Below are 23,568 nucleotides of genomic sequence, written 5' to 3'. Positions count from 1 at the left end.
GCATCCGACGATCGGAGAGATCAGTTCGTATATTGAATGGGCAGACGCTAAACCGATCGATCAAGGCCCAGTCGAAGGCGAAGTCACACTGACGCCGATCCAGCGCTGGTTCTTTGAGCGCAAATTTACGAACGAGCATCACTGGAATCAGTCGGTTATGCTTCACGCCCCTTCAAGGTTTGACCCGGAGATCGTCGAACAGACATTGGCGGCATTGACAGAGCATCATGATGCCCTGCGCATGGTGTATCAAAAAAATAACGGCCGCCTCATTCAATATAACCGCGGGCCGGGGGACCGTTCATTCGCCTTTCGAGTGGTTGACCTTCGCTATGTCACAGACATTGAAACGGAAATCGCCGCCCAGGCAAACCGTCTCCAGGCAAGCCTTGATCTCGAAAGCGGGCCGCTTGTAAAGGCTGAACAGTATCAGACTGCGGAAGGCGACCATTTGCTGATCGTCATTCACCATTTGGTGATCGACGGCGTGTCATGGCGGATTCTGCTGGAAGACTTTGCATCAGGCTATTCACTAGCAGCACAGCAGCATGACATTGTCTTCCCTGACAAAACCAATTCGTTTAAAGACTGGGCTGAAGCGCTTGAGGCTTATGCGCAAACCGAACGCTTCCTTAAAACGGCCGATTATTGGCGCAGACTTGAACAAGAGCGCATTTGTGAGCTGCCGAAAGATCGCGCTGCCGCAGAAAGAAAAGCGGAAAACACCTCTGCTGTTAAGGTTGAATTAAACGAAGCGGAGACGCGTCTGCTGCTGACGAAAGTGCATGAGCCGTATGGAACGGATATCAATGACATCCTGCTTTCCGCACTCAGCCTGACGATCAGGGAATGGACGAACGACTCCAATATTTGCATCAATATGGAAGGGCACGGCAGGGAGGAAATCATTCCAGGGATGAATATTTCGAGAACGGCGGGGTGGTTTACCGCACAATATCCGGTTATTTTAAAAAGCGAAGCAGCGGCAGGATTGCCTGAGACCATTAAAAACGTCAAAGAAACCCTTCGGCGCATTCCTGACAAAGGAATCGGCTACGGCATCCTTCGCTACTTGACAGACCGGAAAAAAGCCGGTGCCGATTTCTCGATCAAGCCTGACATCAGCTTTAACTACCTGGGGCAGATCGACAGGGAGGTGCAGACCGACTTCTTCGGGCCTTCTCCTTATGATATGGGAAGACAGGTATCTGAAAGCTCTGAAGCACTCTATGCGCTGAGCTTCAGCGGCATCATCAGCATGGAAAAGTTCATCTTGTCATGTTCATTCAATACAGAGGAATATGACAGGCAGACCATACAGGAGCTTATGGACAGGTTCAAAGCATTCCTAACGGCATTGATCGACCATTGTACAGCTAAAGAAGAGCGCGAATTTACACCGAGTGACTTTTCTGCCGGCGATCTTGAGATGGAAGAAATGGGCGACCTGTTTGATGTTCTTGAAGAAAACTTGAATTAACCACTGAGGACTTGCCCGCTTGCCAAGCGGGTGAGCCTATGAAAGGGGGAACGATCTTGAGCCAGTTTAAAAAAGAACATGTCAAGGACATATACTATTTGTCGCCGATGCAGGAAGGGATGCTGTTTCATACGCTGCTGCATCCGGGGCAAGGCTTTTATATTGAACAAATCAGCATGCAGGTAAAAGGCTCTTTTCAAAAAGATGTATTGGAAAAAAGCATGAATGTCATCATCGGCAGGTATGATATATTCCGAACCGTTTTCGTTCATGAAAAAATGAAACGTCCGCTTCAAGTCGTTTTAAAGGAAAGGTCATTTCAGGCAGAAGAAATTGATCTATCAGGACTTTCAGAAGCTGAACAAAACGAGAGAATCGAAGATTATAAACGAAAAGATAAAGAAAAAGGGTTTAACCTCTCAAAAGACATTCCGATGAGAACCGCGGTTTTTAAGAAGGGACAGGATCGTTACGAATGGGTGTGGAGCTATCATCATATTCTTCTTGACGGATGGTGCTTCGGCATTGTCGTACATGAACTGTTCGAAGTGTACCAAGCGCTCCGCGAAAACAGGCCATACAGCCTCGGGCCCGTCAGACCTTACAAAGAATATATTAAATGGCTCGAAAGTCAGGACAAACAAAAATCGCTGGCCTACTGGGAACAACATATAGCCGGATTCGAAGGGCAGACGACGTTCAGCGAACAGCGGAAAAAACCGGAGCAAGCCGGCAATCAGCCGGAAGAACTGCTGTTTACCCTTCCAAAAGAAGATACAGAAGCGTTCACACAGCTTGCAAAGGCGCATCATACCACGTTGAGCACGGCACTTCAGGCGGTGTGGTCAGTGTTGCTCAGCCGCTATCAGCGATCCCGCGATCTAATCTTTGGTACAGTTGTGTCAGGCCGCCCCGCTGACATTCAAGGTGTCGAGCATATGGTCGGTTTGTTTATCAATGTCGTGCCGAAACGCGTGACCTTTGACGCGGACACGACCTTTACGGAACTTGTCGCTAATTTGCAGAAGCAGGCGCTCGAAGCTGAGCCGCATCAGTATGTGCCGCTCTATGATATTCAAAGTCATATAGCAGCGCCGAACTTAATCGACCACATTATCGTTTTTGAAAACTATCCGCTGCAAGAAGCCAACAAACAGCAGGAAGAAAAAAATCTCGGTTTCACAATGGACGAGATCAGCGTTTTTGAAAAATCGAATTATGATCTGAATTTGCTCGCCTCACCGGGGGAAGAAATGCTGCTGAAACTTGCATACAATCGGAATATCTTTGAGCCATCTTTCATCTTGCAGTTAAAAGAACAGCTTTTGACAGCCATTCGCGAAATCATCAGAAATCCGGAGCAGCCGCTTGCCGAGATTTGTGTCGTGTCCACAAAGGAAAAAGAGCGCCTTCTCCATGAATTTAACGGTCAAGTCCAACAGAAGCAAACCGGACTGACGATCCCGCAATGGTTTGAGCAATATGCTGAAGCCTTCCCGGAACAGCCCGCGGTATCAGCGGCCGGACGGACGCTGACATATCGGGAACTGAACGAAAAGGCGAACAAAGTCGCGCATCTTTTGCGCAAAAAGAATGTCGGCCGCGGCGAACCCGTCGCTCTTTTGTTCCGCCGTTCGCCGGAAATGGTTATCGCACTACTCGCCGTCTTAAAAGCAGGGGGCGCCTATCTGCCGGTTGACCCGGAATATCCTGAAGCGCGGATTCAGTATATGCTGGAAGACAGCGGGGCTGTTTGCATGCTGACACAAGAGGAGCTTGCCGGACGGGCGGCGTCGCTTTCTTTTCATCAGAATACGATCTTGATCGAAGATCCGGCGGTGTCTGCTGAAAGCGGGCGGAACCTTGAAATCACTGCCGAGCCGGACGACCTTGCTTATATCATGTATACGTCAGGCACAACGGGAAAACCGAAAGGCAATCTGACGACACATGCCAATATTACAAGGGTTGTAAAAGAAACAAACTACATCAGCCTTTCCGAGAAAGACACCTTGCTGTCCCTTTCAAACTATGCGTTTGACGGATTCACATTTGATGTGTACGGCGCGCTGTTAAACGGAGCAAAGCTGGTGGTGGCCGATCAGGCGACGATTCTCCATATCGGCAAGCTGACAGAAACGATTCAGAAGGAAAACATCACAGTCATGTTTGTGACAACGGCGCTGTTCAACCTGTTGGTCGATGCGGGAACAGAGTGGATGAAAGGGATTCGCAAAGTCCTGTTCGGCGGAGAGCGCTCATCTGTCAGCCATGTCGAGAAAGCATTTGCTGCCATGGGACCGGACAAAATCATCCATGTATACGGGCCGACGGAAACGACCGTCTTCGCGACGTTCTATCCGGTCAACCGCATGGAGGACAGCGCGGCTTCCATTCCGATCGGCAAGCCGATAAACGAAACGAATGCATACATCCTGACGGAAAATAACCGGCTTCAGCCGATTGGAGCGGTGGGTGAATTGTGTCTGAGCGGTACTGGGGTATCGCGCGGCTATTTGAACAGGCCGGAATTGACTGCGGAAAAATTCGCGCCTCATCCGTTTAACAGCGGTGAAACGATGTACAGGACGGGGGATCTGGCCCGCTGGCTGCCTGACGGCAATATCGACTTCATCGGACGGATCGATGACCAAGTGAAAATCCGCGGACACCGGATTGAGCTCGGTGAAATCGAAGAGGCACTGCTGCGCTGTCAAGGTGTAAAGGAAGCGGTGGTAACCGCCAAGAAAAGCGGGAACGGGGATGCGGCGCTCACTGCTTATGTCGTCCCTGTAAAGGGAGCTGAGGTTGCAAGCGAGGAGGTTCGCCGCCAATTGGCTCGGAAGCTTCCGGCTTACATGGTGCCGGATGCATATATCATGCTTGAAGAGCTGCCGCTCACCGCAAACGGAAAAGTCAACCGCCGCCTTCTTCCCGAAGCCGATGGCCGGCCGAATTCAACAGAGCGCCGTGCACCCCGCAATGTTACAGAAGAAAAGCTTGCGGTGATTTGGTCTGAGGTTCTCGGCAGACAGCAGATCGGAATAGACGAGAACTTTTTTGAAATCGGCGGACATTCATTGACAGCCATGGCCGTCACCTCCCGGATATTGAAAGATCTCGCCATCGATGTTCCGGTGAATGTGTTGTTTGAAATGCCTACAATCGAGGGTCTCGCGGTTTATATCGCCCAAGGCGGACATGCGGATGACGTGAAAAAAACCGTCTTCAATCAGGAAAGCACCCGCCATTTGTTCGCCTTCCCGCCCGTCCTCGGATATGGCATCATGTACGGCAAACTGGCCGAACAAATGCCGGAATACAAGATTCATGCGTTTGACTTTATAGAAAGCGATGACCGCGCCGTGCGCTATGCAGAAGCCATCTCCGGCCTTCAGCCTGAAGGGCCGCTGACATTGATCGGCTATTCAGCCGGCTGCGGACTTGCCTTTGAAGTGGCGCAAGCGCTCGAAAAGAACGGACGGAAAGTCGAAAAGCTGCTGCTGATCGACTCATATATGAAGAACGATGTCAGCGATTTAGAAGGGCGGTCAATTGAAACCGATACGGCTGCCCTGATGGAAGCCAACAAGGACAATGAATATATGAAAATCAAGGCGGTTGCCGATGGTATCGCCAAAAAGATGACAGCCTATTATTCTTACTTTGTCAATCTTGTCCATCACGGAACGGTCAGCTCCGAGATTCACTTGATCAAATCAGAGCAGGCGAAACCGCTCCCGGCATGGCTTTCGTCGTGGAAGGAAGGAACGGAGTCTTCTTATGATGAATATCAAGGTGCTGGAAGACATGATGAAATGCTTGCAGACGGCTTTGTCAAAACCAATGCAGATCTGATCAGACAGATTTTGGGCGAACGTGCCGCTGTAATCGGAGGTGCATGATGAATGAACGAGGTCATTAAGCAGTTTGGAGCGCCGGCAAGCGGCATGCAGTTGATCTGTTTCCCGTTTGCCGGGGGATATTCGGCATCATTCAGAACGCTTTATGAACATTTAAAAGCAGATTTTGATATGCTGGCGATCGAACCGCCTGGACACGGAACAAATCGAATGGCGCTTGTCGATAATTTGGAAAAGCTCGTCGATCTGTATATAGCAGCGCTCAAGCCGAGGCTTTCCTCCCAATTCGTGCTGTTCGGCCACAGCATGGGCGGCATGGTTGTTTACAGGTTGGCGCAAAAGCTTGAACAAGAAGGGATCTTTCCGGCAGCCGCGGTGATTTCAGCCATTCAGCCGCCTCATATTCAGCGGCAAAAGGTGTCTCACAAAAAGGATGACGCATTTCTCGACCATCTCATCCAGCTTGGCGGAATACCTCAAGAACTGGCAGAGCACAGGGAAATCATGAACTTTTTCCTGCCGTCATTCAGAGCGGACTACAGAGCGCTTGAGACGTTCGGCCATACCGATCATACGCCGCTCAGATCGCCTGTTCATATTCTGAACGGAGATCGTGATGAGAAATGCATGAAGGATGCGCTTGGCTGGAAAAAGTGGGCGCGTACGATCGATTTCCACTATTTCAAAGGCGGACATATGTATCTTTTATCAGAAACGGAACAAGTAGCCGCCAAGTTGAAAACGATTGCCGCGGCCAGCCGCAGGGAGGCTAGACCGACAATGTAAAGAAAACGGAAAATCGGTGTGTTGCAGCTGCCGATTTTCCGTTTTTTCAGCTTTTTTTCAGCCGATTTTCCCGCCGAACCATCGTCGCTCCAATCATTCCGGCAATGATCATCCCCGTTCCTGCGATGTGAAACCATTCGAGAGATTCTCCCAGCCATATGATCCCCGCTAAAATCGTCACCAGTGTCGCCAGATGATTAAACATGCTGATTTTCGCAGCTTCTATTTTTGACAGTGCATAATTTGATAAAAATGATGTCGCAAACGATGACAACACACCTAAATACAAAACCGAAAGAACAAACACCGGATCAGTGAAGGGGGCAAAAAATCCGCTCAGCGTGCCGTCTGACATATGGCTGATCCCGGCGATGCCGTTGAAAAAGAGAAATCCCGCACCCGTTGTCACATATGTTAATTCAAGCGAGCTGAAGGTGCGCGTCATCTTTCTGGCGAGCACACTGTAGCCCGCCGATGAAAGCGCCGAAAGCAAAATCAGCGCCGTCCCTCGCAAATCGGAACTTCCGTTGCCTGCACTTTTCATCATAAAGATGCAGGCCACCCCCGCCGCAGACAAGACGGTGAAAAAGAATTGCCGTTTCGTAAACCGCTCATTTAAAAAATAAGCGGCGAAGATCATTGTAAAGATCGGGATCGCCGCTTGAATGATACCGGCTTCAGACGAAGACGTGTAGACGAGCCCGAAAACTTGAAAAGCAAAAAACATGACAGGATAAAATAATGCTAAAGGCAGCACCTTCAGTGCGTCTTTTATGCTGATGGCGATCTTCACCCGTCCGAGCAGAAGGGGAAAGAGCGCGGCCAAAAAAGCGATCGTAAAACGATGGGCCAGAATGTCGACCGGACTCGCTGCAGTGAGAGCCAATTTGACAAAGAAAAAGGAAAACCCAATGATAAAAGCATAGAGCAAAGCTGCCGCATAAGCAGATTTGTTCAAAGTCGATCATCTCCGTTAAAGTATGCATGCAATACAGATATTTTACCGGCTTCTGTCATCTTATACGGAAGCGAAATCTGCTACAATACAAAAAAACGGAATCTGTACCGTTACAGATTGGCGAAGGAGACGAACATGCACAAATATGTCGCATTGATGAACGAATTGGAGGATATGATCGAAGACAAATCCTTTCAGGAAGGGGACAGGCTGCCTTCCATCCGCGCACTGTCCGTACGCTTCAATATAAGCAAAAGCACGGTCATCAGGGCGTTTAACGAGCTGGAAAGACGGCACCTCATCTATTCAGTGCCGAAAAGCGGCTATTACGTCGTGAAAAAAACGAATCAGCGGCCAGACCCCGGAAAGGCCGTGATCGATTTCGCAGCATCCGCTCCTGATCCGGATGTTTTTCCATACATCGATTTTCAGCACTGCATCAATAAAGCCATCGACACATACAAAAACGATCTGTTTATCTATGGGACACCGAAAGGTCTTCCGTCATTAATCGAGGCCGTTCAAAAAGAGCTTGCCAACAGCCAGGTATTTGCAAAAGAGGAACACATTTTTATTACATCAGGCGTCCAGCAGGCTCTCGCTTTGCTCGCTTCAATGCCTTTTCCTAACGGAAAGCGGAAAATTCTGATCGAACAGCCGAGCTATCACTTACTGATTCAATACCTTGATGTTCACGGCATCCCCGCAATCGGCATCGAGAGAACTGCTGAAGGCATCGATATGGACGAGCTGGAGCGCATCTTTCAAACCGAAGACATCAAATTCTTTTATACGATGCCGAGATTCCACAATCCGCTCGGGACCTCCTATACGGAAAAGGAAAAAATGGCCATCGTCAAGCTGGCGGAGAAATATGACGTCTATATCGCCGAGGATGATTTTTTAGGAGATTTGGAGAATCACAAAAAGGCGGATCCGTTACATTATTATGACGTTTCTTCATGCGTGATTTATTTGAAAAGTTTCTCCAAGATTATTTTTCCGGGGTTGCGGGTTGGAGCCGCCGTGCTTCCCGATTCTCTGACAAATGTGTTCAACCGGTACAAACAGCTGCTCGACATTGACAGTTCCATGCTGTCTCAGGCCGCTTTGGAGATCTATTTGAAGAGCGGGATGTTTGAAAAGCATAAGCAAAAGATCCGTTCTTCCTATAAAAAAAGATCATGCCTTCTGCATGATCTGCTAAAAGAATGTGCCGCGTCACTAGGGGATGTGCTTGAATTCCATCCTCCCGCACATCCGGCCATCCACACCCATATCGAATTGGACCGGACGATCCCGGCTTCCCGTCTAATCAAAAGCTTACAAAAACGGGACGTCCTGCTCGAACCGGTCAACGCTCATTATATGTCAACTTTTCCAAAAAGAAATCTATTAAAAATTAATACGTCCAATGTGAAGGAAGTTGACATCCGCCGCGGGATCGAGCGATTGCGGCAAGCGGTGGAAACCGCTTATTTTTAGGCCGGGACTTTTTAAAGCATTGACAGTTCAGCGCAGCTTTTCATCACAATGCGGTCGGGAAATTCAGGCGCGGCGGAACACACCGCCATCTTATAGCCGGGGTCAATTTCATAGGCTTGTATATAGCAAGACGGATAGCCCGGGGGAGTTTTCACCGAAGCGCGCCCCTGCTCGTTCAGCTTGACGGAGAAGGAATCAAGCGGCAGAGACAAGCCTTTTCCCGCCTGTTTGATAAAGCTTTCTTTCATCGTCCACAAATGATAGAAATACGACAGGCGTTCTGATTCGTCCTTTTCCATGAGATCATGGTGCTCGGAAGGTGAAAAAAACCGCTTGGCAATGTCGAAATTGATCGGCTTGATCGTTTCGACATCCACTCCGATCGGATGCGTGCCGGCTCCGCACACGATCCATTTTCCGGAGTGGGAAATGTTGAAATGAAAGTCGTTCAGGCCTTCAGCAGCCGGTTTGCCGTACCTTCCTTCCGTAAAACGGATCTGATCATTCGGCAAATGAAACGTTTCGCTGATGATGTGCCTCGCCAGCACTTCCCCGATCAGCGTCCGGCTGGCATCTTCGGGATATCTGTATCTGCCCACTTTTTTTCGCTTTTCTTCAGACACCATGGCCATCATTCGGTTAAATTGACCGGCTTCCGGCAGCTGATCCATATAAACGGCGTAAATCTTCATCAAACGCAACCTCTTCACATGATATTTTTCTGCTTTCATTTTAGCAAACAGACAGCAGGAAAGATAGGCATGATACTTGTGCAGAATGGAATAATGAACATGATAGACGGAACATTGATAAAAGATACATGCTTCGGGAGGGAGCTTTTGATCTATCTTCCTCCTTCATACGGGAGCGGTGAAAACCGCTATCCCGTTCTATACGTACACGACCTGGGAGATTTATTCGATCCGGCCTTCAGCAACAGTTTGCGCTCAATCGAAAAGCTGTTTTCGAATCAGGAAGTGCCGGAATTGCTGCTGGTCGGAGTGGCTCCACAAGACAGGGAAAGCGAATACACGCCTTTTCCCAAACCGCATTTGCTGCCGAATAAACGGGAGTACGGCGGGAAGGGAAACGAATATGCCGCTTTTTTGGCAAATCGGCTCAAGCCCTATATCGACCGGTACTACCGAACGAATCCAAGCCGTGAACATACAGGAATTATCGGAAAGTCGTTCGGCGGATTGATCTCGGTTTACACGGCTTATTTAGCATCGGAGACCTTTGGGAAAATCGGATCTTTGTCAGGGTCTTTCTGGTTTGAAGGAATGACCGAGTTTATGAAGAATAACCGCTTTGAAAATGAGCATCTGCGCATTTATATGGATGTCGGAAGTACGGAAGGGGCAGACAGGGATAATCTGCAGAAGGAGATGATACCGAGGACGAAGGAAGCCTTCAGCCTGCTAACCGAAAGCGCCGTCTCTGAAAAAGAACTGAAATTTGTCATTGATGAAGGAGGCTCACATCGGCTTGAGAGGTTTGCGAAGCGTTTTCCGGAAGCCGTCAAATGGCTGTTCGGCTCCTGTCACAACAGCGCACGGAATGACAGGAATTTCTGATTGGCATGAAGTATCGTTGTAAACGAGAGGAGTGGAAGCAATGGAAATTCTGAATCGTTTGGCTGAAAGCATCGATTATATTGAAAAGCACTTCGATCAGCCGCTGAAACACGAAGAAATCGCCAAAATCGCATACTGTTCGAAATTTCATTATTATATCGGTCCGCTCGGCTTCCTTGGCGTCTGCATGGATTTTAACGATCAAGCCGATACGTTCAATTATGTCATCGGGGTCGAAAAAACAACCGCCGACACGCCTGCCGGCTGTGTCGAAAAACCGATTCCCGCCGCAACTTGGGCCGTATTTGAGGCCATCGGTCCCGTCAATCCGGCTGTTCAAGCCACATGGGAAAGGATCTTCTCAGAATGGTTTCCGGCGACGGGCTATGAACTGGTGAACGCGCCGCAATATGAAGCCTATCCGAAAGACGGGGATATTATGGCGCAAGACCACATCACCGAGATTTGGATACCGGTAGTCAAGAAGAAAATATAAATAAGAAAAACGGATGAAACGCTCATCCGTTTTTTTTCAGCGACATATGTACAGGCTTGGCAGCTCTGATACGCCTTCCTGTCATTGCTGCTTTTAAAAGCTGTTTGGACTGCGGCAAAGAAAACCGCAAAATCAGGCCTGTTAAAATAGCAGTTAAAACAGTGCCGATGCCGATCGGTCCGCCGAGCAGCCAGCCGATCAATAAAATCGTCAGCTCCATTCCGTTGCGGACCCACTGAACGTTCCAGCCCGTTTTCTCGGAAATCAAAAGCATCAGGGAGTCACGCGGACCCGCACCGAGATCGGCCGACACATAAATGCCGACTCCGTAACCGATAAAAATGACGCCGATCACGAATACGACAGTGCTTGAAATATACGTTTCCGGGTCTGGAAGAATATAAGTAAAGAAATCTATAAAAATACCGATTAACAGCATATTAAGCACGGCGCCGATTTTCGGCCATGCTTTTGTAAATAAGGACGTTAAACCTACGATGACCGCCCCGACAATAATTGCCCATTGGCCGACCGTAAGGCCCAAAAGCATATACAGCGCGTAGTGAAACGCATCCCAAGGACCGATGCCGAGCACTTTCCCTTCAATCGTAAGAGAAACCCCGAAAGACAAAACAATCAATCCGACAAAATAAAAAAGCCAGCGCAAAACAAGTTCCCGCTTCAATGGATTCCCCTCTTTTCAAAAAAACAATCGATTGTCATTGTATCACATTCTTCAGAACGGATAAATGTGGATTTCGGCATGTGCCTCTTCAATTTACATAATTATGATTATATTCCAATTGATGAAAATGATGTATGATAGCTGTGGGATGCATTTTCCATCATGGAGGAGAGTAATTCAGAGCCTTTACAGTCGATAGTGGTCCGGGACATTTTTGTTTCTGTCGACGGAAGTATCATCGGCCAGTCCTATTTGACAGAGCCGATGGGCGAACCGGGAGTTTGGGACGTTCTTGTATGCTGGCTCTTTGTTCATTGCGATTCAGCAGTATGCAGCGGAAAAACAGCAGATTTTATGAAAAAAGGAGGGGAATGGCGTTGATTTTTTTAGTTAGGCTGATCTGTCTTGCTTTTTTAGCCTGTCTGGCGCTGTTGTTTATATTGAACTATGCACCTTTTCTGGCGATGCCCGTTTGGATCGCTTTGATCATTGCCTTAATCGTCTGTCTGTATCTTGCCTTTATAGAGGAAATGAAGGAATGGCGAAGGCGAAAGCACTAATCCTTTCTTCAGCGTTTTTTCTTGTATAAAAGAACGTTTGCCAAAACGAAATAGATGACGGCCGTCCCGGACACAAACAATAAAAATTCTTTCCACTCTAATGCCGTCATGTATGTGAAGCGGCGGAGTTCGAGATGTTCATCCAAGTAATAAGCCTGGGTATATGCGCCGACTGTCATGCTGATAAAGGCGAATAGACCGGCCAGATTGAGCACCATTCTCATACTGAATGTCTTTTTCCCTTTTTCGTGTTTCATTTTAAGAAATCCTTTCCAATATGAATTTATCATTCTATTGTACGGAAATAGCGCTCAAATGATTCAAAAACTTCTTAATCTATTGTTAAGAAGTTTTTTTATTTGAAAGAAAATGTAAAAGATAAAACAATTTCATGAACTTTTTGAGCGAAAGCCTAAAAATATAGGAATATTATACCGATATGGCAAGTGAAATCTTTTTCTGAAATATAAAAGACAAGGCAGGAGAGAAAATCATGCAGCAACGCAATACACCGGATGTACAGAGATGGTTTCCGAGCGAAGACGGAAATGAAGCGAAAAGAAACGAATTCCTATCATTGATCGAGCAGCTGATCGAGGGAGTGGACAAGCTGAAAAATCCGGATCAGGTCAACCTTGACGGCGAGAAGAACCGTGAGGGCTTCTTTTATGAAAAGCTGGTTGCAGAGAGTCGGATTCCACATGAAGGTGCGCCGATGAAAGAGGTTAACGAAGAGCTGTTGAAGCTGTTGCACGGCCATCCGTATCACACCAAATACTTTTTCACGAACATTCTGCCGATGGCCAGCATCCCGGGGATATTAGGCATGCTAACGGCGTTTATGGTCAATGGCAACAACCTGTGGGATGTGTACGGTCCAGCCGGAGCGGAGGCGGAAGTGAAAGTTACGGCGATGATGTCAAAGCTTGCGGGGTATGATGCCGAAACAAGCGGAGGATATACGACGTGGGGAGGACAAGGTGCGGTATACAGCGGCCTCAGAATTGCAATTGCAAAAATGGCGCCGTCATCCCTAAAAGAAGGAGTTCCCGGCAATTTCTATGCGTTTTGTTCTGAAGCGGCTCATTACAGCTTGTATAAGTCGATGGAAGCTGCAGGACTCGGGAGCGATCATTTAATTAAAGTCAAAACAAATCTCGACCATTCCATGGATACCGAAGATTTACGAGCGAAGCTTAGACAAGTCTGCGAAGCCGGGGGCATTCCCGTTTATATCGTGGCTACGACAGGAACAACAGATGCGATCGGCATCGATGATGTGAGCGCTGTCCGCCGTGCGGCTGAAGAAACGGCGAAGAGCTTCGGGCTGCCGGTTCCGCATATCCACGCCGATTCCGCCTTGGGAGGATTTTTTGCCTTTTTTAATGAGTACGATCTGAATGAGAACGCTTTATCCTTCAGTCCCGGCGTCCTCAGCATGATCAAACCGATTCAGGAAAAAATGAGACATCTGCATGCAGCCGATTCGCTTTGCTTTGATTTTCAGAAGCTCGGGCAGACGCCTTATGTGACAAGCCTGTTTCTTGTGAAGGATCGCAATGACTTAAAACGGATCGATCTGGATCCTGATGAGACGCCGTATGTCGGCCACCGCGGCTATGGGGACTACCATACGGGCTACACGCTGGAATGTTCGCGCATGGCCAGTTCGATCAGTATGTACAGCGCGCTGATGGCATTTGGCTATGAAGGCTATCAAAAGCTGCTCGCCCAGTTCCTTGAAGTCAACCTGCATTTTAGGGAACAGCTGTCTCAGCAGATTCCGGAAGCCGATATTGTGAACCCGGACAACTGCGGCATGTCTACGCTGTTTCGCATTTATCCTGAAGGTGCGCCGAGATTTGAAGACGAATTATCGGGAGCATGCACCATTCAAGAGCTGGAAAGAAACAATGCACTCACTGAAAAATTATTTGAGAAGCTCGGAACAAAAAGGGACAAGATGTTTTTTGGCGATACGAAAAAACACTTGCTTGTGAAGTCCTGTGAAGGGACTGAGATACCGCTTTGCGTCAGCAAATTTTTCGTCATTTCTCCGTATACCATGCCTGAACATGTCCCGGGAATTATCGATTATTTAAAAGAAAATATTAAGGAAGTCTGCCGGGAGCATGGATCTCTCATGACAAATTAAAGGGGATATAGACGATGAAAACGTTGAAGAAAAAGCTAACAGAACACATTTCAGTCAAAATTATGATTGGCGTCGCTTTAGTGCTTTTGATCACGATCGCATCATTTTCAGCTGTGTTTACTTTTATCAGTAAAGACTTGTCAGAGCAGCTGAAACAGCAGTTCCAAAACCGCCTTTATACCGATATTCATCTTGCTGAAAACCAAATCAAACGTCTGGACGGGAATCCGCTTGAGATCGATTCCGCAGATAACCCGCTTTACAAGCAGACAAAAATGGCTGTGGACAGCCTGAAAAAGAAAAACAAACTTGAGAATATCTATATCCTTTCCAATGAGGGCGGGAAGGAGCGGATTCTCGTGCTGTCGGATACGTCCGATGATTTCGGCACGGATTACAGCTTTTCTCCCGAAATGAAAGAAGCTTTGTCGACAAACAAAGAGACGGTAAGCGATGTGTATGAGGACGAATACGGCATCCACCAGTCAATTTTTCTGCCGCTTGAGAACGGCTCAGGCGAAAAGGTCGGAATTTTGGGGATCGACCTTGATGCTTCCGTGATTCCGGCGACAGCGGCAAAAGCGAAATGGTATACAATTGCGATCTCAGCATTTGTTTTGCTGCTTGGCATGGTCATGGCCTATTTGCTCGGTTCTTACATCGCGAAGCCGATCAGGCAGCTGATGAAGGCTTCAGAAAAAATTGCCGACGGCGATCTATCGGCTGACATTTCCGTCAAGAGCCGTGATGAAGCGGGAAAACTCGCCGAATCGTTCAAGCGGATGAGCGAAAATTTACACCAATTGATCGGACATATTTCAGCCTCCTCTGAAGAGGTATCCAAGACGAGCCTCCAGCTGAAAAATGTATCGTCTGAATCGAGCGAAAGCGCGGTCCAGGTGGCTGAATCGATGAACAGCATGAGCGAGGGAATCAACGAAGTTGTCTCTTCCGTTTCGGATTGCCATACATCGGCTGCCGAAATCGATCATCAGCTTTCACATGTCACAGAAGAAGTAAACGAGATGAAGAACGTTGCCGAAGGCGTAAGCAAGGATTCCAAGACCGGGCAGGAGCTTGTCGAAGAAACATTGCGGCAGACCCAGACGATTAAAAACGTGATGGAAGAGTCCAAACAAGCGGCAGCAGAGATGCAAAACCATACTGAAGAAATTGAAAAAGTCATCGGTATGATTTCCTCTATTGCCGAACAGACGAATTTGCTGGCGCTCAATGCTTCCATTGAAGCCGCCCGGGTCGGTGAAGAAGGTCAGGGCTTTGCAGTTGTTGCGGGAGAAGTCAGAAAGCTTTCTGAACGCTCGGCAGATGCCGCTTTATCCGTTTCCCAGCTTGTCGCGGGCACGCAGGAGAGCAGCCGGCTTGTCATGGAACGCATTCAGGAAGGAAACGAAGCGGTTGACAAAGGGCAGATTTTAATCAATGGCACATACGAGAATTTTTCAGGGATTTTTAAAGGGATCTCTCAATTTGCCGAACGCACCGATCAATTGCTGCAGTCTTTGTTAAAAGTCGAAAAATCGTATCAAAACATTTCGTCTGCGATGGAGCAGATTTCCTCCGTTACCGAAGAGCAGGCGGCAGGTTCTGAAGAAGTCGCGGCTGCAGCGGAGCAGCAAAGCGCAGGCATGCAGGAAATCGCATCGGCCATTCAGCAGCTCTCCGCTTTGTCTGAAGAATTGAATCAAGCGGCATCCAAGTTTAAACTGGCCGCTGAATAAAAAGAACAGCCTGATCCAGAGAGATCAGGCTGTTTTGTTTATACAGGATTCAAAATCCGGTTTAAAAACTGTTTTGTTCGTTCTTCCTTAGGGGCTGAGAAAATTTGTTCAGGCGGACCCTGTTCGACGATGACGCCGCCGTCGATAAAGACGACTTCGTCTGCGACATCCTGCGCGAATTTGATTTCGTGGGTGACGACAACCATCGTCCAGCCCTCATTCGCAAGGTCTTTCATGACTTTCAGCACTTCACCGACCAGCTCGGGATCAAGCGCCGATGTAGGCTCGTCAAAAAGCATCAGTTCAGGCTTGATGGCCAGGGCGCGGGCGATGCCGACGCGCTGCTGCTGTCCCCCGGAAAGCTGGAATGGATAGAGGTCCATTTTGTCTTCAAGGCCGACCTTTTGCAGCAGCTGAACAGCTTCCTTTTTGACTTCCTGTTTATTGCGCTTTTGCACTTTTACAGGCCCTTCCATCACATTTTCGAGCACGGTTCGGTGCGGGAACAGGTGATAGGCCTGGAATACCATTCCTGACTTTCTCCGCAGGCGGAGGAGGTCAGCCGGTTTATTTTTCTTGGAAAAGTCGATGGTGAAATCGTCAAAAGAAAGAATGCCGCGGTTTGGAGTTTCCAAAGCGTTCAGGCAGCGAAGCAGCGTCGTCTTGCCGGAACCGGACGGCCCTAAAATGGCGATCACTTTTCCTTTTTCGATGTTCAGATCGATTTTTTTTAAGATTTCATTTTCGCCGAAGGATTTATTCAGCCCTTTGATCACAAGCATGGTCTATTTCCCTCCTTACTTGGCCACATACCGGTCCAACCGCCGTTCAATCTGCTGCTGAACAAGCGCGAGAACAAAGCAGATGATCCAATAGATGAATGCGGCTTCCATATAAATGATTAAAATTTGGTCAAGGTTGCTGGCCCCGATTTCCTGGGCTTTCCGGAATAATTCAGCAACAAGAATCTGTGACGCAAGCGATGTGTCTTTAACCAAGCTGATGAATGTATTGGATAATGGCGGGATCGACACGCGTACAGCCTGCGGCAGGATGACCCTGGTAAGCGCCGTTTTTTGAGTCATTCCAATCGAATAAGCCGCTTCCCATTGTCCTTTCGGAACGGAAAGGATGGAAGCCCTGATGATTTCCGACGCATAAGCGCCGACATTTAATGAAAAGGCAATGATTGCGCTCGGAAACGGGTCAATCGTGATTTGAAACGCAGGAAACAAGTAAAAAATGATGAACAGCTGAACGAGCAGCGGCGTTCCGCGGATCGCTGAGACATAAATGCCGAAAACCGCTCTTAAAATGCGGGATTTGGACATTCTCGCCAGCGCCGTGATCAATGCGATGATCATACCGAATATAAAAGAGAGAATGGCAAGGGGAATCGAGTAATAGATTCCCCTCAAAAAGATCGGCCAAAATGACTCACGCACAAGATCCCAGGGGATCGCCGCGCCGATGGCCGCCGCTTGTATATTACTTAGAAACATCTTCGCCAAACCATTTCTTCGCTATTTTCGCGAGTGTGCCATCCTCTTTCATGTCTTTCAGCGCGGAGTTGACCTTGTCAACCAACTCGCCGCTTCCTTTGCGGAAAGCAAAATGGGTAGTTTGCGGCTCGCCTGTTTCAAAAGCGACTTTCAGGTTTTTGTTTCCTGATGTCTTCAAATAGTTCAGCACCGCCAGTTTATCGTTAAAGGTAAGGTCGACACGGCCCTGCTGAATCAGCTGAAACGCCTGAGCCATTCCTTCCACGCCTTCGATTTCACCGCCGGCGTTTTTCGCAAGGTCATTATAGTTGCTTGTCAAAGACTGTGCAGCTTTTTTTCCTTTGACATCCCCTTCAGACTTTACATCGTTGTTGTCCGCTTTTGTGACAACGACGGCTTGGGAAGTTGTATATGAATCAGAAAAATCGTACTGATCTTCACGGTCTTTTTTCCCGACTTGGTTGGCAACGACGTCAAAACGCTTGGAGTTGAGTCCGGCAAACATGCTGTCCCACTGCGTTTCTTTAAATTCAACTTTCAGGTTGAGGCGCTTGGCGACTTCCTGCATCACTTCGACATCATAACCTGTTAATTTATCTGTTTTTTTATCGTGGAATGTAAATGGTTCGTACGTTCCTTCAGTACCGACGGTCAATACGCCTTTATCTTTAATTGAAGACCAGAGGCTGTCGCCGGCTGCGTTTTTATCTTTGGAATTGTCCCCTGACGCGCCGCATGCTGCCATCACGGTGATCAACAGCGTCAATAATACAGCGAATATGGCTTTCTTCATTTTATTCCCCACTTTTCTGATTGGATTTAGTTGATATGATTTTACTTAAGGCTCTTACAAAAGTAAAGCATAAACCTTTTTTAGTATGAGTCAAGAAATACGTTTTTAGTGATGAAAGGGAGAGAAGATCATTCTGGCTCCTGATCAAAGCGGATCTTCCATTTTTTAAGCCTGTATTGCAGGCTCTGCCTGCTGATCCCCAGAACCCGAGCCGCTTGTGACACATTGTAATTGCATTTTTTAACGGTTTTTTGAATATAATACTTTTCGGCATTCTCGATTTGTTCCTTTAAAGAAGCGGCTGAGGCGGAAGGAAGCGGGGCGAACAGATCATATCCCTGCTGCGGCAGCTGCTCCTTTGCCGCTGGTTTCGTCCTGTATTGCAATGGAAGGTGTGTCAGCTCCATTTTGTCTTCGTAGGACATCAAATTCATGGCGCCTTCAATTAAATGTTCAAGCTCCCTGACGTTTCCCGGCCAATCGTAAGAAAGCAGAAACCGCCGCACATCTTCTTCAAAACCCTTGACCTCCATTTGGAACAATGCGTTGTATTTGTCGATAAAATGCTGCGTGAGCGGCATGATATCTTCCTTTCGTTCTTTTAATGGAGGAATGAACAAGGTGACGACGCTCAGCCTGTAATACAAATCTTTTCGCAGCCTCTGGCCGCTGACCGCGTCGACTGGATCTTCGTTCATCGTCGCGATGATCCTGACGTCGATCGGAGTATCCTTCGAAGCGCCGATCCGCCTGATCGTTTTTTCTTGAATCGCGCGCAAAAGCTTTGCCTGCAAACTGAAGTCCAAAGAATTGATTTCGTCAAGGAGCAGTGTGCCGCCGTCTGCTTGTTCGAAAAGACCCGGGCGATCGACGGCTCCCGTGAATGCGCCTTTGACCGTGCCGAATAAAAGGCCTTCGACAAGGCTTCCCGGGAGGGCTGCGCAGTTTTGCGAGATGAATGGGCCCGTCGAGCGCTGGCTTCCGTTATGTATACTTTGGGCGAACAGTTCTTTTCCGGTTCCGGTGTCGCCAACGATCAGAATGGATGAAGAGGTCCGGGTCGCCCGTTTTGCATGTTCAATGACTTCCTTGAACGCCGGACTGACGCCGATCAGACTGTCAAACGTATACTTTGTGTTTTCTGTTTTGTTCATATTTTCTCTGATCAGGCGTTCAAGCTTTGTGACATCTTTGGCAATCTCGACCGCTCCTTTCGTATTCCCGTTTTCCATAATGGGAAACGTATGATTGACGGTCGTAATTTCCTGGCCTTTGTTATTGAAGTAAGTCTGCTTGACGTTTTTGTTCGTTTTCCCGTGATGCAGCGCCTGCAGGAGAGTGCTGTCATGCTGGCTGGCAAACGTAAACACGTCCAGCACGTTTTTGCCGAGCACATCGCCGACATCCATCCCTTCAATCTGGCTCATTTTTTTGTTATAGACAACAGATGTGCCGTTTTCATCGACGACATGCAAGCCGATATCGATTTCATCTATAATTCTTTGAAAAATAAGCTTCAGTAAATCGTAATCCTTCAGCAAGTGACATCCCCCTTTGTTCGTCTCTGTCTCCATTTTAAGTGAAGACTTGATAAAGGTGCAAAAAAATATGCATTTATTTTTGCACCTTTGAATAAAAACCGCAAAAATTTTTGCGAATTATACATGCAATGTTCTGAAAATTTGCGGTTTTAAGGATTGGCACAATACTTGCATATAAGATAGAGTGAAACAAAATACGACATCTGGCATGTATGTCCAAAAATAAGAAGGAGGAATCAGAATGACGGTTCTATCAAAGTCCGAGAAAATTATGAAGCAAACCGCACATTTTGGCGCGAATAACTATCATCCTCTGCCGATCGTGATTTCTGAAGCGGAAGGCGCGTGGGTGAAAGATCCGGAAGGCAATCGCTACATGGATATGCTGAGCGCTTATTCCGCAGTGAATCAAGGGCACAGGCACCCGAAAATCATCCAGGCGTTAAAAGATCAGGCCGACAAAATTACCCTGACTTCGAGAGCTTTTCACAATGACCAGCTTGGTCCTTTCTATGAAAAGGTCGCTTCATTAACAGGGAAAGATATGGTTCTGCCGATGAACACCGGGGCGGAGGCGGTTGAGTCCGCGATTAAAGCAGCCCGGCGCTGGGCTTATGATGTAAAAGGCGTTCCGGACAATCAGGCAGAAATTATCGCATGTGAAGGGAATTTCCACGGCCGGACGATGCTGGCTGTGTCGCTTTCTTCAGAAGAAGAGTATAAACGCGGTTTCGGACCGATGCTTCCCGGCATCAAGCTGATTCCATACGGGGATCTGGAGGCGCTGAAACAGGCGATCACACCGAATACAGCCGCTTTCTTAATTGAGCCGATTCAGGGTGAAGCGGGCATTGTCATTCCGCCGGAAGGCTTTTTGAAACAGGCAGCAGAAGCCTGCAAAGAACGCAATGTCTTGTTTATCGCCGACGAAATACAGTCAGGGCTTGCACGAACAGGCAAAATGTTCGCCTCTGATTGGGAGGATGTCACACCGGACATGTACATTTTAGGAAAAGCGCTCGGAGGCGGCGTGTTCCCGATATCGTGCATTGCTGCAAACCGGGATGTGCTTGGCGTGTTCAATCCGGGCTCGCACGGATCGACCTTCGGAGGGAACCCGCTTGCATGCGCCGTATCGATCGCCGCTCTTGAAGTGCTGGAAGACGAGCGGCTCGCTGAACGGTCGCTGGAGCTTGGGGAATATTTTAAAGAAAAGCTCTCACAAATCGATAATCCTAAAATTAAAGAAGTGCGCGGCAGAGGGCTGTTCATCGGGGTAGAGCTGACCGAGGCGGCGCGTCCGTATTGCGAGCGCCTGAAAGAAGAAGGGCTGCTCTGCAAAGAAACGCATGAGACGGTCATTCGCTTTGCACCTCCTCTTGTCATCTCAAATGAGGATCTGGATTGGGCGATTGAAAAGATTACCCGTGTTTTGTCGAAGTAAAGCGAACGGCTGAACAATGAGGGGATTGTTCAGCCCGTTTTTTCGCCGGCTGTGCGAAGTTTGTCAAAAATTGAAATATCAGGAAAATGTTCAGAAGATTTAAAAAATAGTCTATATGTCATAGGGGGAGCTGACATTAGGGAGAATGGAAACGGAAGGGGTGAAGGCGGTTTGAATCATGAAAACCGTGAACAATATACACTGAAACGAACGATGAAATCCCGCCATTTGTTTATGATCTCGCTTGGCGGCGTCATCGGAACCGGCTTTTTTCTCGGAACAGGATATACGATTAATGAAGCCGGACCGATCGGCGCGATTCTTTCCTATTTAGCGGGCGGAATGATCATGTATTTTACGATGCTTTGCCTCGGGGAGCTCGCAGTGGCAATGCCGGTTTCAGGCTCTTTTCAGACGTACGCGACAAAATTTATCGGGCCTGCTACAGGGTTTGCCGTCGGCTGGATCTATTGGCTCGGCTGGTCGGTTACGGTCGCTTTGGAATTTCTGTCAGCGGGGCAGCTGATGAAAAGATGGTTTCCCGATGTCGGCGTCTGGATATGGTGCTTGATTTTCGGACTGCTGCTTTTTTCACTCAATGCGCTATCGGCAAAGGCCTTCGGGGAATCGGAATTTTGGCTGTCCGGCATCAAAATTATCGTCATTCTTCTGTTTATTATTCTCGGCGGAGGCGCGATGTTCGGACTCATTGATATGAAAGACGGACAGGCTGCACCGTTCTTTTCCAATCTGATTGGAGACGGAATTTTTCCAAACGGATTCGGCGCGATCTTTATCACGATGATCACCGTCAACTTTGCCTTTCAGGGGACAGAGCTGATCGGGATCGCGGCGGGGGAAAGCGAAAATCCGGAAAAAACGGTGCCCCGCTCCATCAAACAGACGGTCTGGCGGACACTCGTGTTTTTCGGCCTGTCCGTATTTGTGCTGGCGGGGTTGATTCCATGGGAAAAAGCGGGGGTTGTTGAAAGCCCGTTCGTTGTCGTATTTGAACAAATTGGCATTCCGTATGCCGCTGATCTGATGAACTTTGTCATTTTAATTGCTTTGTTATCGGTGGCGAATTCTGGCTTGTACGCATCGACGAGGATGCTTTACTCCCTGGCGAAAGAAGGAATGGCTGCTCAGGCTTTAAGCCGTGTCAATAAAAGAGGAATTCCGATGAATGCGCTGTGGATCACGCTCGGTTTTGCGGGTTTGTCCCTCGTTTCAAGCGTAGTCGCCGCAGAAACGCTCTACATCTGGCTTTTGTCTCTTGCCGGTTTAAGCGCGCAAGTCGGCTGGATCACGATTACGGTATCACAGCTGCTATTTCGCAGACGATATGTCAAAGAAGGCGGAAAGGTTGAAGACTTGAAATTTAAAACGCCTCTTTATCCTTATTTGCCGCTGGCGGGCTTTATTTTAAACAGTGCGGTCCTTGTGAGCCTTGCCTTTGATTCAGAGCAGAGGATGGCATTGTACTGCGGGATTTTGTTCATGTCGGCCTGCTACTTTGTTTATCACGTGTTTGTGAAAAAACGCCAGGCTCTAGAGCGACAAGAAGCAATGATCTATCAAAACAAAACGAACGATGAGGTGGTTATTGATGAATAAACAAATTTCTTTGATTGGAATGCCGATGGACTTGGGACAGGCGCGGCGCGGTGTGGATATGGGACCGAGCGCGATTCGCTACGCTCATATCGTGGAGCGCTTAAACGAGTTGGGCTATGATATCGATGATCTGGGCGATGTGCCGATCAACCGCGATCAGCCAAAAGGAGACGAAGGGCTGAAAAATTTAGTTTCCGTACTCGAAGGAAACCGCAAGCTGGCTGACATCGTTGACAATGTCGTCGAGCAGCGCCGCTTCCCGCTCGTGCTGGGCGGAGACCACAGCATTGCCATCGGGACATTGGCGGGGGTTGCCAAGCATTATCAACAGCTCGGCGTGATTTGGTATGACGCACACGGCGACTTAAATACGCTGGAGACATCGCCGTCAGGCAACATCCACGGTATGCCGCTGGCGGTAAGTCTCGGTGTCGGCCACGAAAAGCTGGTCAACCTTCACGGCTATGCGCCGAAAATCAAGCCGGAGCATGTCGTCATCATCGGTGCGCGCTCGCTTGATGAAGGAGAGCGCAAATATATCCGTGAAACCGGCATGAAAGTCTACACCATGCATGAAATCGACAGACTCGGCATGACAAAGGTGATAGAGGAAACGATCGAGTATCTCTCAGCAAATTGCGACGGCATCCATCTGAGCCTTGATCTGGACGGTCTTGATCCGAGCGACGCTCCGGGAGTCGGCACCCCTGTCGTCGGAGGCATCAGCTACAGGGAAAGCCATTTGGCGATGGAAATGCTTTATGATGCAGATATCATTACATCTGCCGAGTTTGTTGAAGTCAACCCGATACTGGATCACAAAAATAAAACCGGTGAGGCGGCCGTCGAACTGATCGAATCGTTGTTAGGGAAGAAGCTGCTGTAAC

Annotated in this window: 21 protein-coding genes; 13 read left to right on the top strand and 8 right to left on the bottom strand. The window is 48.2% G+C overall.

Going from position 1 to position 23,568, the window contains the following annotated elements; all coding sequences use genetic code 11:
• The 3 genes from BTA31_RS12440 to licTE all read left to right on the top strand — a co-directional run.
• On the top strand, positions 1-1,480 hold a 1,480-nt coding region (locus BTA31_RS12440; RefSeq protein ID WP_076791979.1), incomplete at its 5' end, for a condensation domain-containing protein.
• Between the two features lie 56 nt (positions 1,481-1,536).
• Positions 1,537-5,385 carry a lichenysin non-ribosomal peptide synthetase LicC gene (licC, locus tag BTA31_RS12435; RefSeq protein ID WP_076792011.1) on the top strand — a complete coding sequence of 1,283 codons (3,849 nt, stop codon included), beginning with the start codon at positions 1,537-1,539 and terminating at the stop codon, positions 5,383-5,385.
• 3 nt (positions 5,386-5,388) lie between these two features.
• Positions 5,389-6,129 (top strand): lichenysin biosynthesis thioesterase LicTE, encoded by a 741-nt coding sequence (gene licTE / locus BTA31_RS12430; RefSeq protein ID WP_076791977.1) that lies wholly within the window; start codon positions 5,389-5,391, stop codon positions 6,127-6,129.
• Positions 6,130-6,175: 46 nt separating this feature from the next.
• On the opposite strand, the gene BTA31_RS12425 is transcribed toward licTE, so the two are convergent.
• Entirely contained in the window at positions 6,176-7,087 is a 912-nt protein-coding gene (locus tag BTA31_RS12425) for a DMT family transporter (RefSeq protein WP_076791974.1), read from the bottom strand.
• Positions 7,088-7,222: 135 nt separating this feature from the next.
• Here BTA31_RS12425 and BTA31_RS12420 point away from each other — a divergent pair, with 135 nt between their 5' ends.
• Positions 7,223-8,572 (top strand): aminotransferase-like domain-containing protein, encoded by a 1,350-nt coding sequence (locus BTA31_RS12420; protein WP_076791972.1) that lies wholly within the window; start codon positions 7,223-7,225, stop codon positions 8,570-8,572.
• 11 nt (positions 8,573-8,583) lie between these two features.
• On the opposite strand, the gene BTA31_RS12415 is transcribed toward BTA31_RS12420, so the two are convergent.
• Positions 8,584-9,264, bottom strand: coding sequence for a 4'-phosphopantetheinyl transferase family protein (locus BTA31_RS12415; protein WP_076791969.1), 681 nt, complete (start codon positions 9,262-9,264; stop codon positions 8,584-8,586).
• 69 nt (positions 9,265-9,333) lie between these two features.
• Here BTA31_RS12415 and BTA31_RS12410 point away from each other — a divergent pair, with 69 nt between their 5' ends.
• Together BTA31_RS12410 and BTA31_RS12405 are read left to right on the top strand one after the other, a co-directional pair.
• Positions 9,334-10,149 (top strand): alpha/beta hydrolase, encoded by an 816-nt coding sequence (locus BTA31_RS12410; RefSeq protein WP_076791967.1) that lies wholly within the window; start codon positions 9,334-9,336, stop codon positions 10,147-10,149.
• A gap of 40 nt (positions 10,150-10,189) precedes the next feature.
• The gene (locus BTA31_RS12405) at positions 10,190-10,645 is read left to right on the top strand and encodes a GyrI-like domain-containing protein (protein WP_076791964.1); all 456 of its coding nucleotides are present in this window, start codon (positions 10,190-10,192) and stop codon (positions 10,643-10,645) included.
• A 22-nt stretch (positions 10,646-10,667) separates the two neighbouring features.
• Here BTA31_RS12405 and BTA31_RS12400 read toward each other — a convergent pair whose 3' ends face one another.
• Positions 10,668-11,330 (bottom strand): YczE/YyaS/YitT family protein, encoded by a 663-nt coding sequence (locus BTA31_RS12400; RefSeq protein WP_043926236.1) that lies wholly within the window; start codon positions 11,328-11,330, stop codon positions 10,668-10,670.
• Between the two features lie 162 nt (positions 11,331-11,492).
• On the opposite strand from BTA31_RS12400, the gene BTA31_RS12395 reads away from it, so the two are divergent.
• Both BTA31_RS12395 and BTA31_RS12390 read left to right on the top strand, forming a co-directional pair.
• Positions 11,493-11,711, top strand: a complete 219-nt coding sequence (locus BTA31_RS12395) for a hypothetical protein (RefSeq protein WP_239693186.1) — start codon at positions 11,493-11,495, stop codon at positions 11,709-11,711.
• Positions 11,702-11,890, top strand: coding sequence for a hypothetical protein (locus BTA31_RS12390; protein ID WP_225315912.1), 189 nt, complete (start codon positions 11,702-11,704; stop codon positions 11,888-11,890). The genes BTA31_RS12395 and BTA31_RS12390 overlap by 10 nt, the downstream gene beginning before the upstream one ends.
• Before the next feature lie 8 nt (positions 11,891-11,898).
• Here BTA31_RS12390 and BTA31_RS12385 read toward each other — a convergent pair whose 3' ends face one another.
• A complete protein-coding gene (locus BTA31_RS12385; protein WP_239693185.1) occupies positions 11,899-12,147 on the bottom strand; it encodes a hypothetical protein in 249 nt (82 codons plus the stop codon).
• 236 nt (positions 12,148-12,383) lie between these two features.
• On the opposite strand from BTA31_RS12385, the gene BTA31_RS12380 reads away from it, so the two are divergent.
• Positions 12,384-14,045, top strand: a complete 1,662-nt coding sequence (locus tag BTA31_RS12380; RefSeq protein ID WP_076791958.1) for a pyridoxal phosphate-dependent decarboxylase family protein — start codon at positions 12,384-12,386, stop codon at positions 14,043-14,045.
• A gap of 14 nt (positions 14,046-14,059) precedes the next feature.
• Positions 14,060-15,784 (top strand): methyl-accepting chemotaxis protein, encoded by a 1,725-nt coding sequence (locus tag BTA31_RS12375; RefSeq protein ID WP_076791955.1) that lies wholly within the window; start codon positions 14,060-14,062, stop codon positions 15,782-15,784.
• 38 nt (positions 15,785-15,822) lie between these two features.
• Here the strand turns inward: BTA31_RS12375 and BTA31_RS12370 are convergent, their stop codons facing one another.
• From BTA31_RS12370 to BTA31_RS12355, 4 genes are all read right to left on the bottom strand, one after another.
• Positions 15,823-16,566: an amino acid ABC transporter ATP-binding protein gene (locus BTA31_RS12370; protein ID WP_076791952.1), complete on the bottom strand. Its 744-nt coding sequence runs from the start codon at positions 16,564-16,566 to the stop codon at positions 15,823-15,825.
• Positions 16,567-16,581: 15 nt separating this feature from the next.
• Positions 16,582-17,286 carry an amino acid ABC transporter permease gene (locus tag BTA31_RS12365; protein WP_043926244.1) on the bottom strand — a complete coding sequence of 235 codons (705 nt, stop codon included), beginning with the start codon at positions 17,284-17,286 and terminating at the stop codon, positions 16,582-16,584.
• Positions 17,273-18,079, bottom strand: a complete 807-nt coding sequence (tcyA, locus tag BTA31_RS12360; protein WP_076791949.1) for a cystine ABC transporter substrate-binding lipoprotein TcyA — start codon at positions 18,077-18,079, stop codon at positions 17,273-17,275. The genes BTA31_RS12365 and tcyA overlap by 14 nt, the downstream gene beginning before the upstream one ends.
• Before the next feature lie 128 nt (positions 18,080-18,207).
• Positions 18,208-19,620, bottom strand: coding sequence for a sigma-54 interaction domain-containing protein (locus BTA31_RS12355; protein WP_076791946.1), 1,413 nt, complete (start codon positions 19,618-19,620; stop codon positions 18,208-18,210).
• A 241-nt stretch (positions 19,621-19,861) separates the two neighbouring features.
• Between BTA31_RS12355 and BTA31_RS12350 the strand changes: the two genes are divergently transcribed.
• The 3 genes from BTA31_RS12350 to rocF all read left to right on the top strand — a co-directional run bounded on the left by BTA31_RS12350 (position 19,862) and on the right by rocF (position 23,567).
• Positions 19,862-21,064 (top strand): ornithine--oxo-acid transaminase, encoded by a 1,203-nt coding sequence (locus BTA31_RS12350; RefSeq protein WP_043925965.1) that lies wholly within the window; start codon positions 19,862-19,864, stop codon positions 21,062-21,064.
• A 213-nt stretch (positions 21,065-21,277) separates the two neighbouring features.
• Positions 21,278-22,681, top strand: a complete 1,404-nt coding sequence (locus tag BTA31_RS12345; RefSeq protein WP_239693192.1) for an amino acid permease — start codon at positions 21,278-21,280, stop codon at positions 22,679-22,681.
• Positions 22,674-23,567 carry an arginase gene (gene rocF, locus BTA31_RS12340; RefSeq protein WP_076791940.1) on the top strand — a complete coding sequence of 298 codons (894 nt, stop codon included), beginning with the start codon at positions 22,674-22,676 and terminating at the stop codon, positions 23,565-23,567. Before BTA31_RS12345 ends, rocF begins: the two co-directional genes overlap by 8 nt.
• Position 23,568 lies beyond the last annotated feature (1 nt).

It is taken from the genome of Bacillus haynesii (assembly GCF_001969855.1).
GTDB lineage: Bacteria > Bacillota > Bacilli > Bacillales > Bacillaceae > Bacillus > Bacillus haynesii.
The sequence above is the reverse complement of the archived record's forward strand: the minus strand, read 5'-3'. Positions and strand labels throughout refer to the sequence as shown.

Bases quoted from the DNA above. Each gene is read 5' to 3' on its own strand.
- BTA31_RS12390 (WP_225315912.1), top strand. From the start codon at position 11,702: ATGGCGTTGATTTTTTTAGTTAGGCTGATCTGTCTTGCTTTTTTAGCC.
- BTA31_RS12395 (WP_239693186.1), top strand. From the start codon at position 11,493: ATGGAGGAGAGTAATTCAGAGCCTTTACAGTCGATAGTGGTCCGGGAC.
- BTA31_RS12410 (WP_076791967.1), top strand. From the start codon at position 9,334: ATGATACTTGTGCAGAATGGAATAATGAACATGATAGACGGAACATTG.
- tcyA (WP_076791949.1), bottom strand. From the start codon at position 18,079: ATGAAGAAAGCCATATTCGCTGTATTATTGACGCTGTTGATCACCGTG.
- rocF (WP_076791940.1), top strand. From the start codon at position 22,674: ATGAATAAACAAATTTCTTTGATTGGAATGCCGATGGACTTGGGACAG.
- BTA31_RS12375 (WP_076791955.1), top strand. From the start codon at position 14,060: ATGAAAACGTTGAAGAAAAAGCTAACAGAACACATTTCAGTCAAAATT.
- BTA31_RS12345 (WP_239693192.1), top strand. From the start codon at position 21,278: ATGAAATCCCGCCATTTGTTTATGATCTCGCTTGGCGGCGTCATCGGA.
- BTA31_RS12385 (WP_239693185.1), bottom strand. From the start codon at position 12,147: ATGAAACACGAAAAAGGGAAAAAGACATTCAGTATGAGAATGGTGCTC.
- BTA31_RS12405 (WP_076791964.1), top strand. From the start codon at position 10,190: ATGGAAATTCTGAATCGTTTGGCTGAAAGCATCGATTATATTGAAAAG.
- licTE (WP_076791977.1), top strand. From the start codon at position 5,389: ATGAACGAGGTCATTAAGCAGTTTGGAGCGCCGGCAAGCGGCATGCAG.
- BTA31_RS12350 (WP_043925965.1), top strand. From the start codon at position 19,862: ATGACGGTTCTATCAAAGTCCGAGAAAATTATGAAGCAAACCGCACAT.
- BTA31_RS12415 (WP_076791969.1), bottom strand. From the start codon at position 9,264: ATGAAGATTTACGCCGTTTATATGGATCAGCTGCCGGAAGCCGGTCAA.
- BTA31_RS12380 (WP_076791958.1), top strand. From the start codon at position 12,384: ATGCAGCAACGCAATACACCGGATGTACAGAGATGGTTTCCGAGCGAA.
- BTA31_RS12370 (WP_076791952.1), bottom strand. From the start codon at position 16,566: ATGCTTGTGATCAAAGGGCTGAATAAATCCTTCGGCGAAAATGAAATC.
- BTA31_RS12365 (WP_043926244.1), bottom strand. From the start codon at position 17,286: ATGTTTCTAAGTAATATACAAGCGGCGGCCATCGGCGCGGCGATCCCC.
- BTA31_RS12420 (WP_076791972.1), top strand. From the start codon at position 7,223: ATGCACAAATATGTCGCATTGATGAACGAATTGGAGGATATGATCGAA.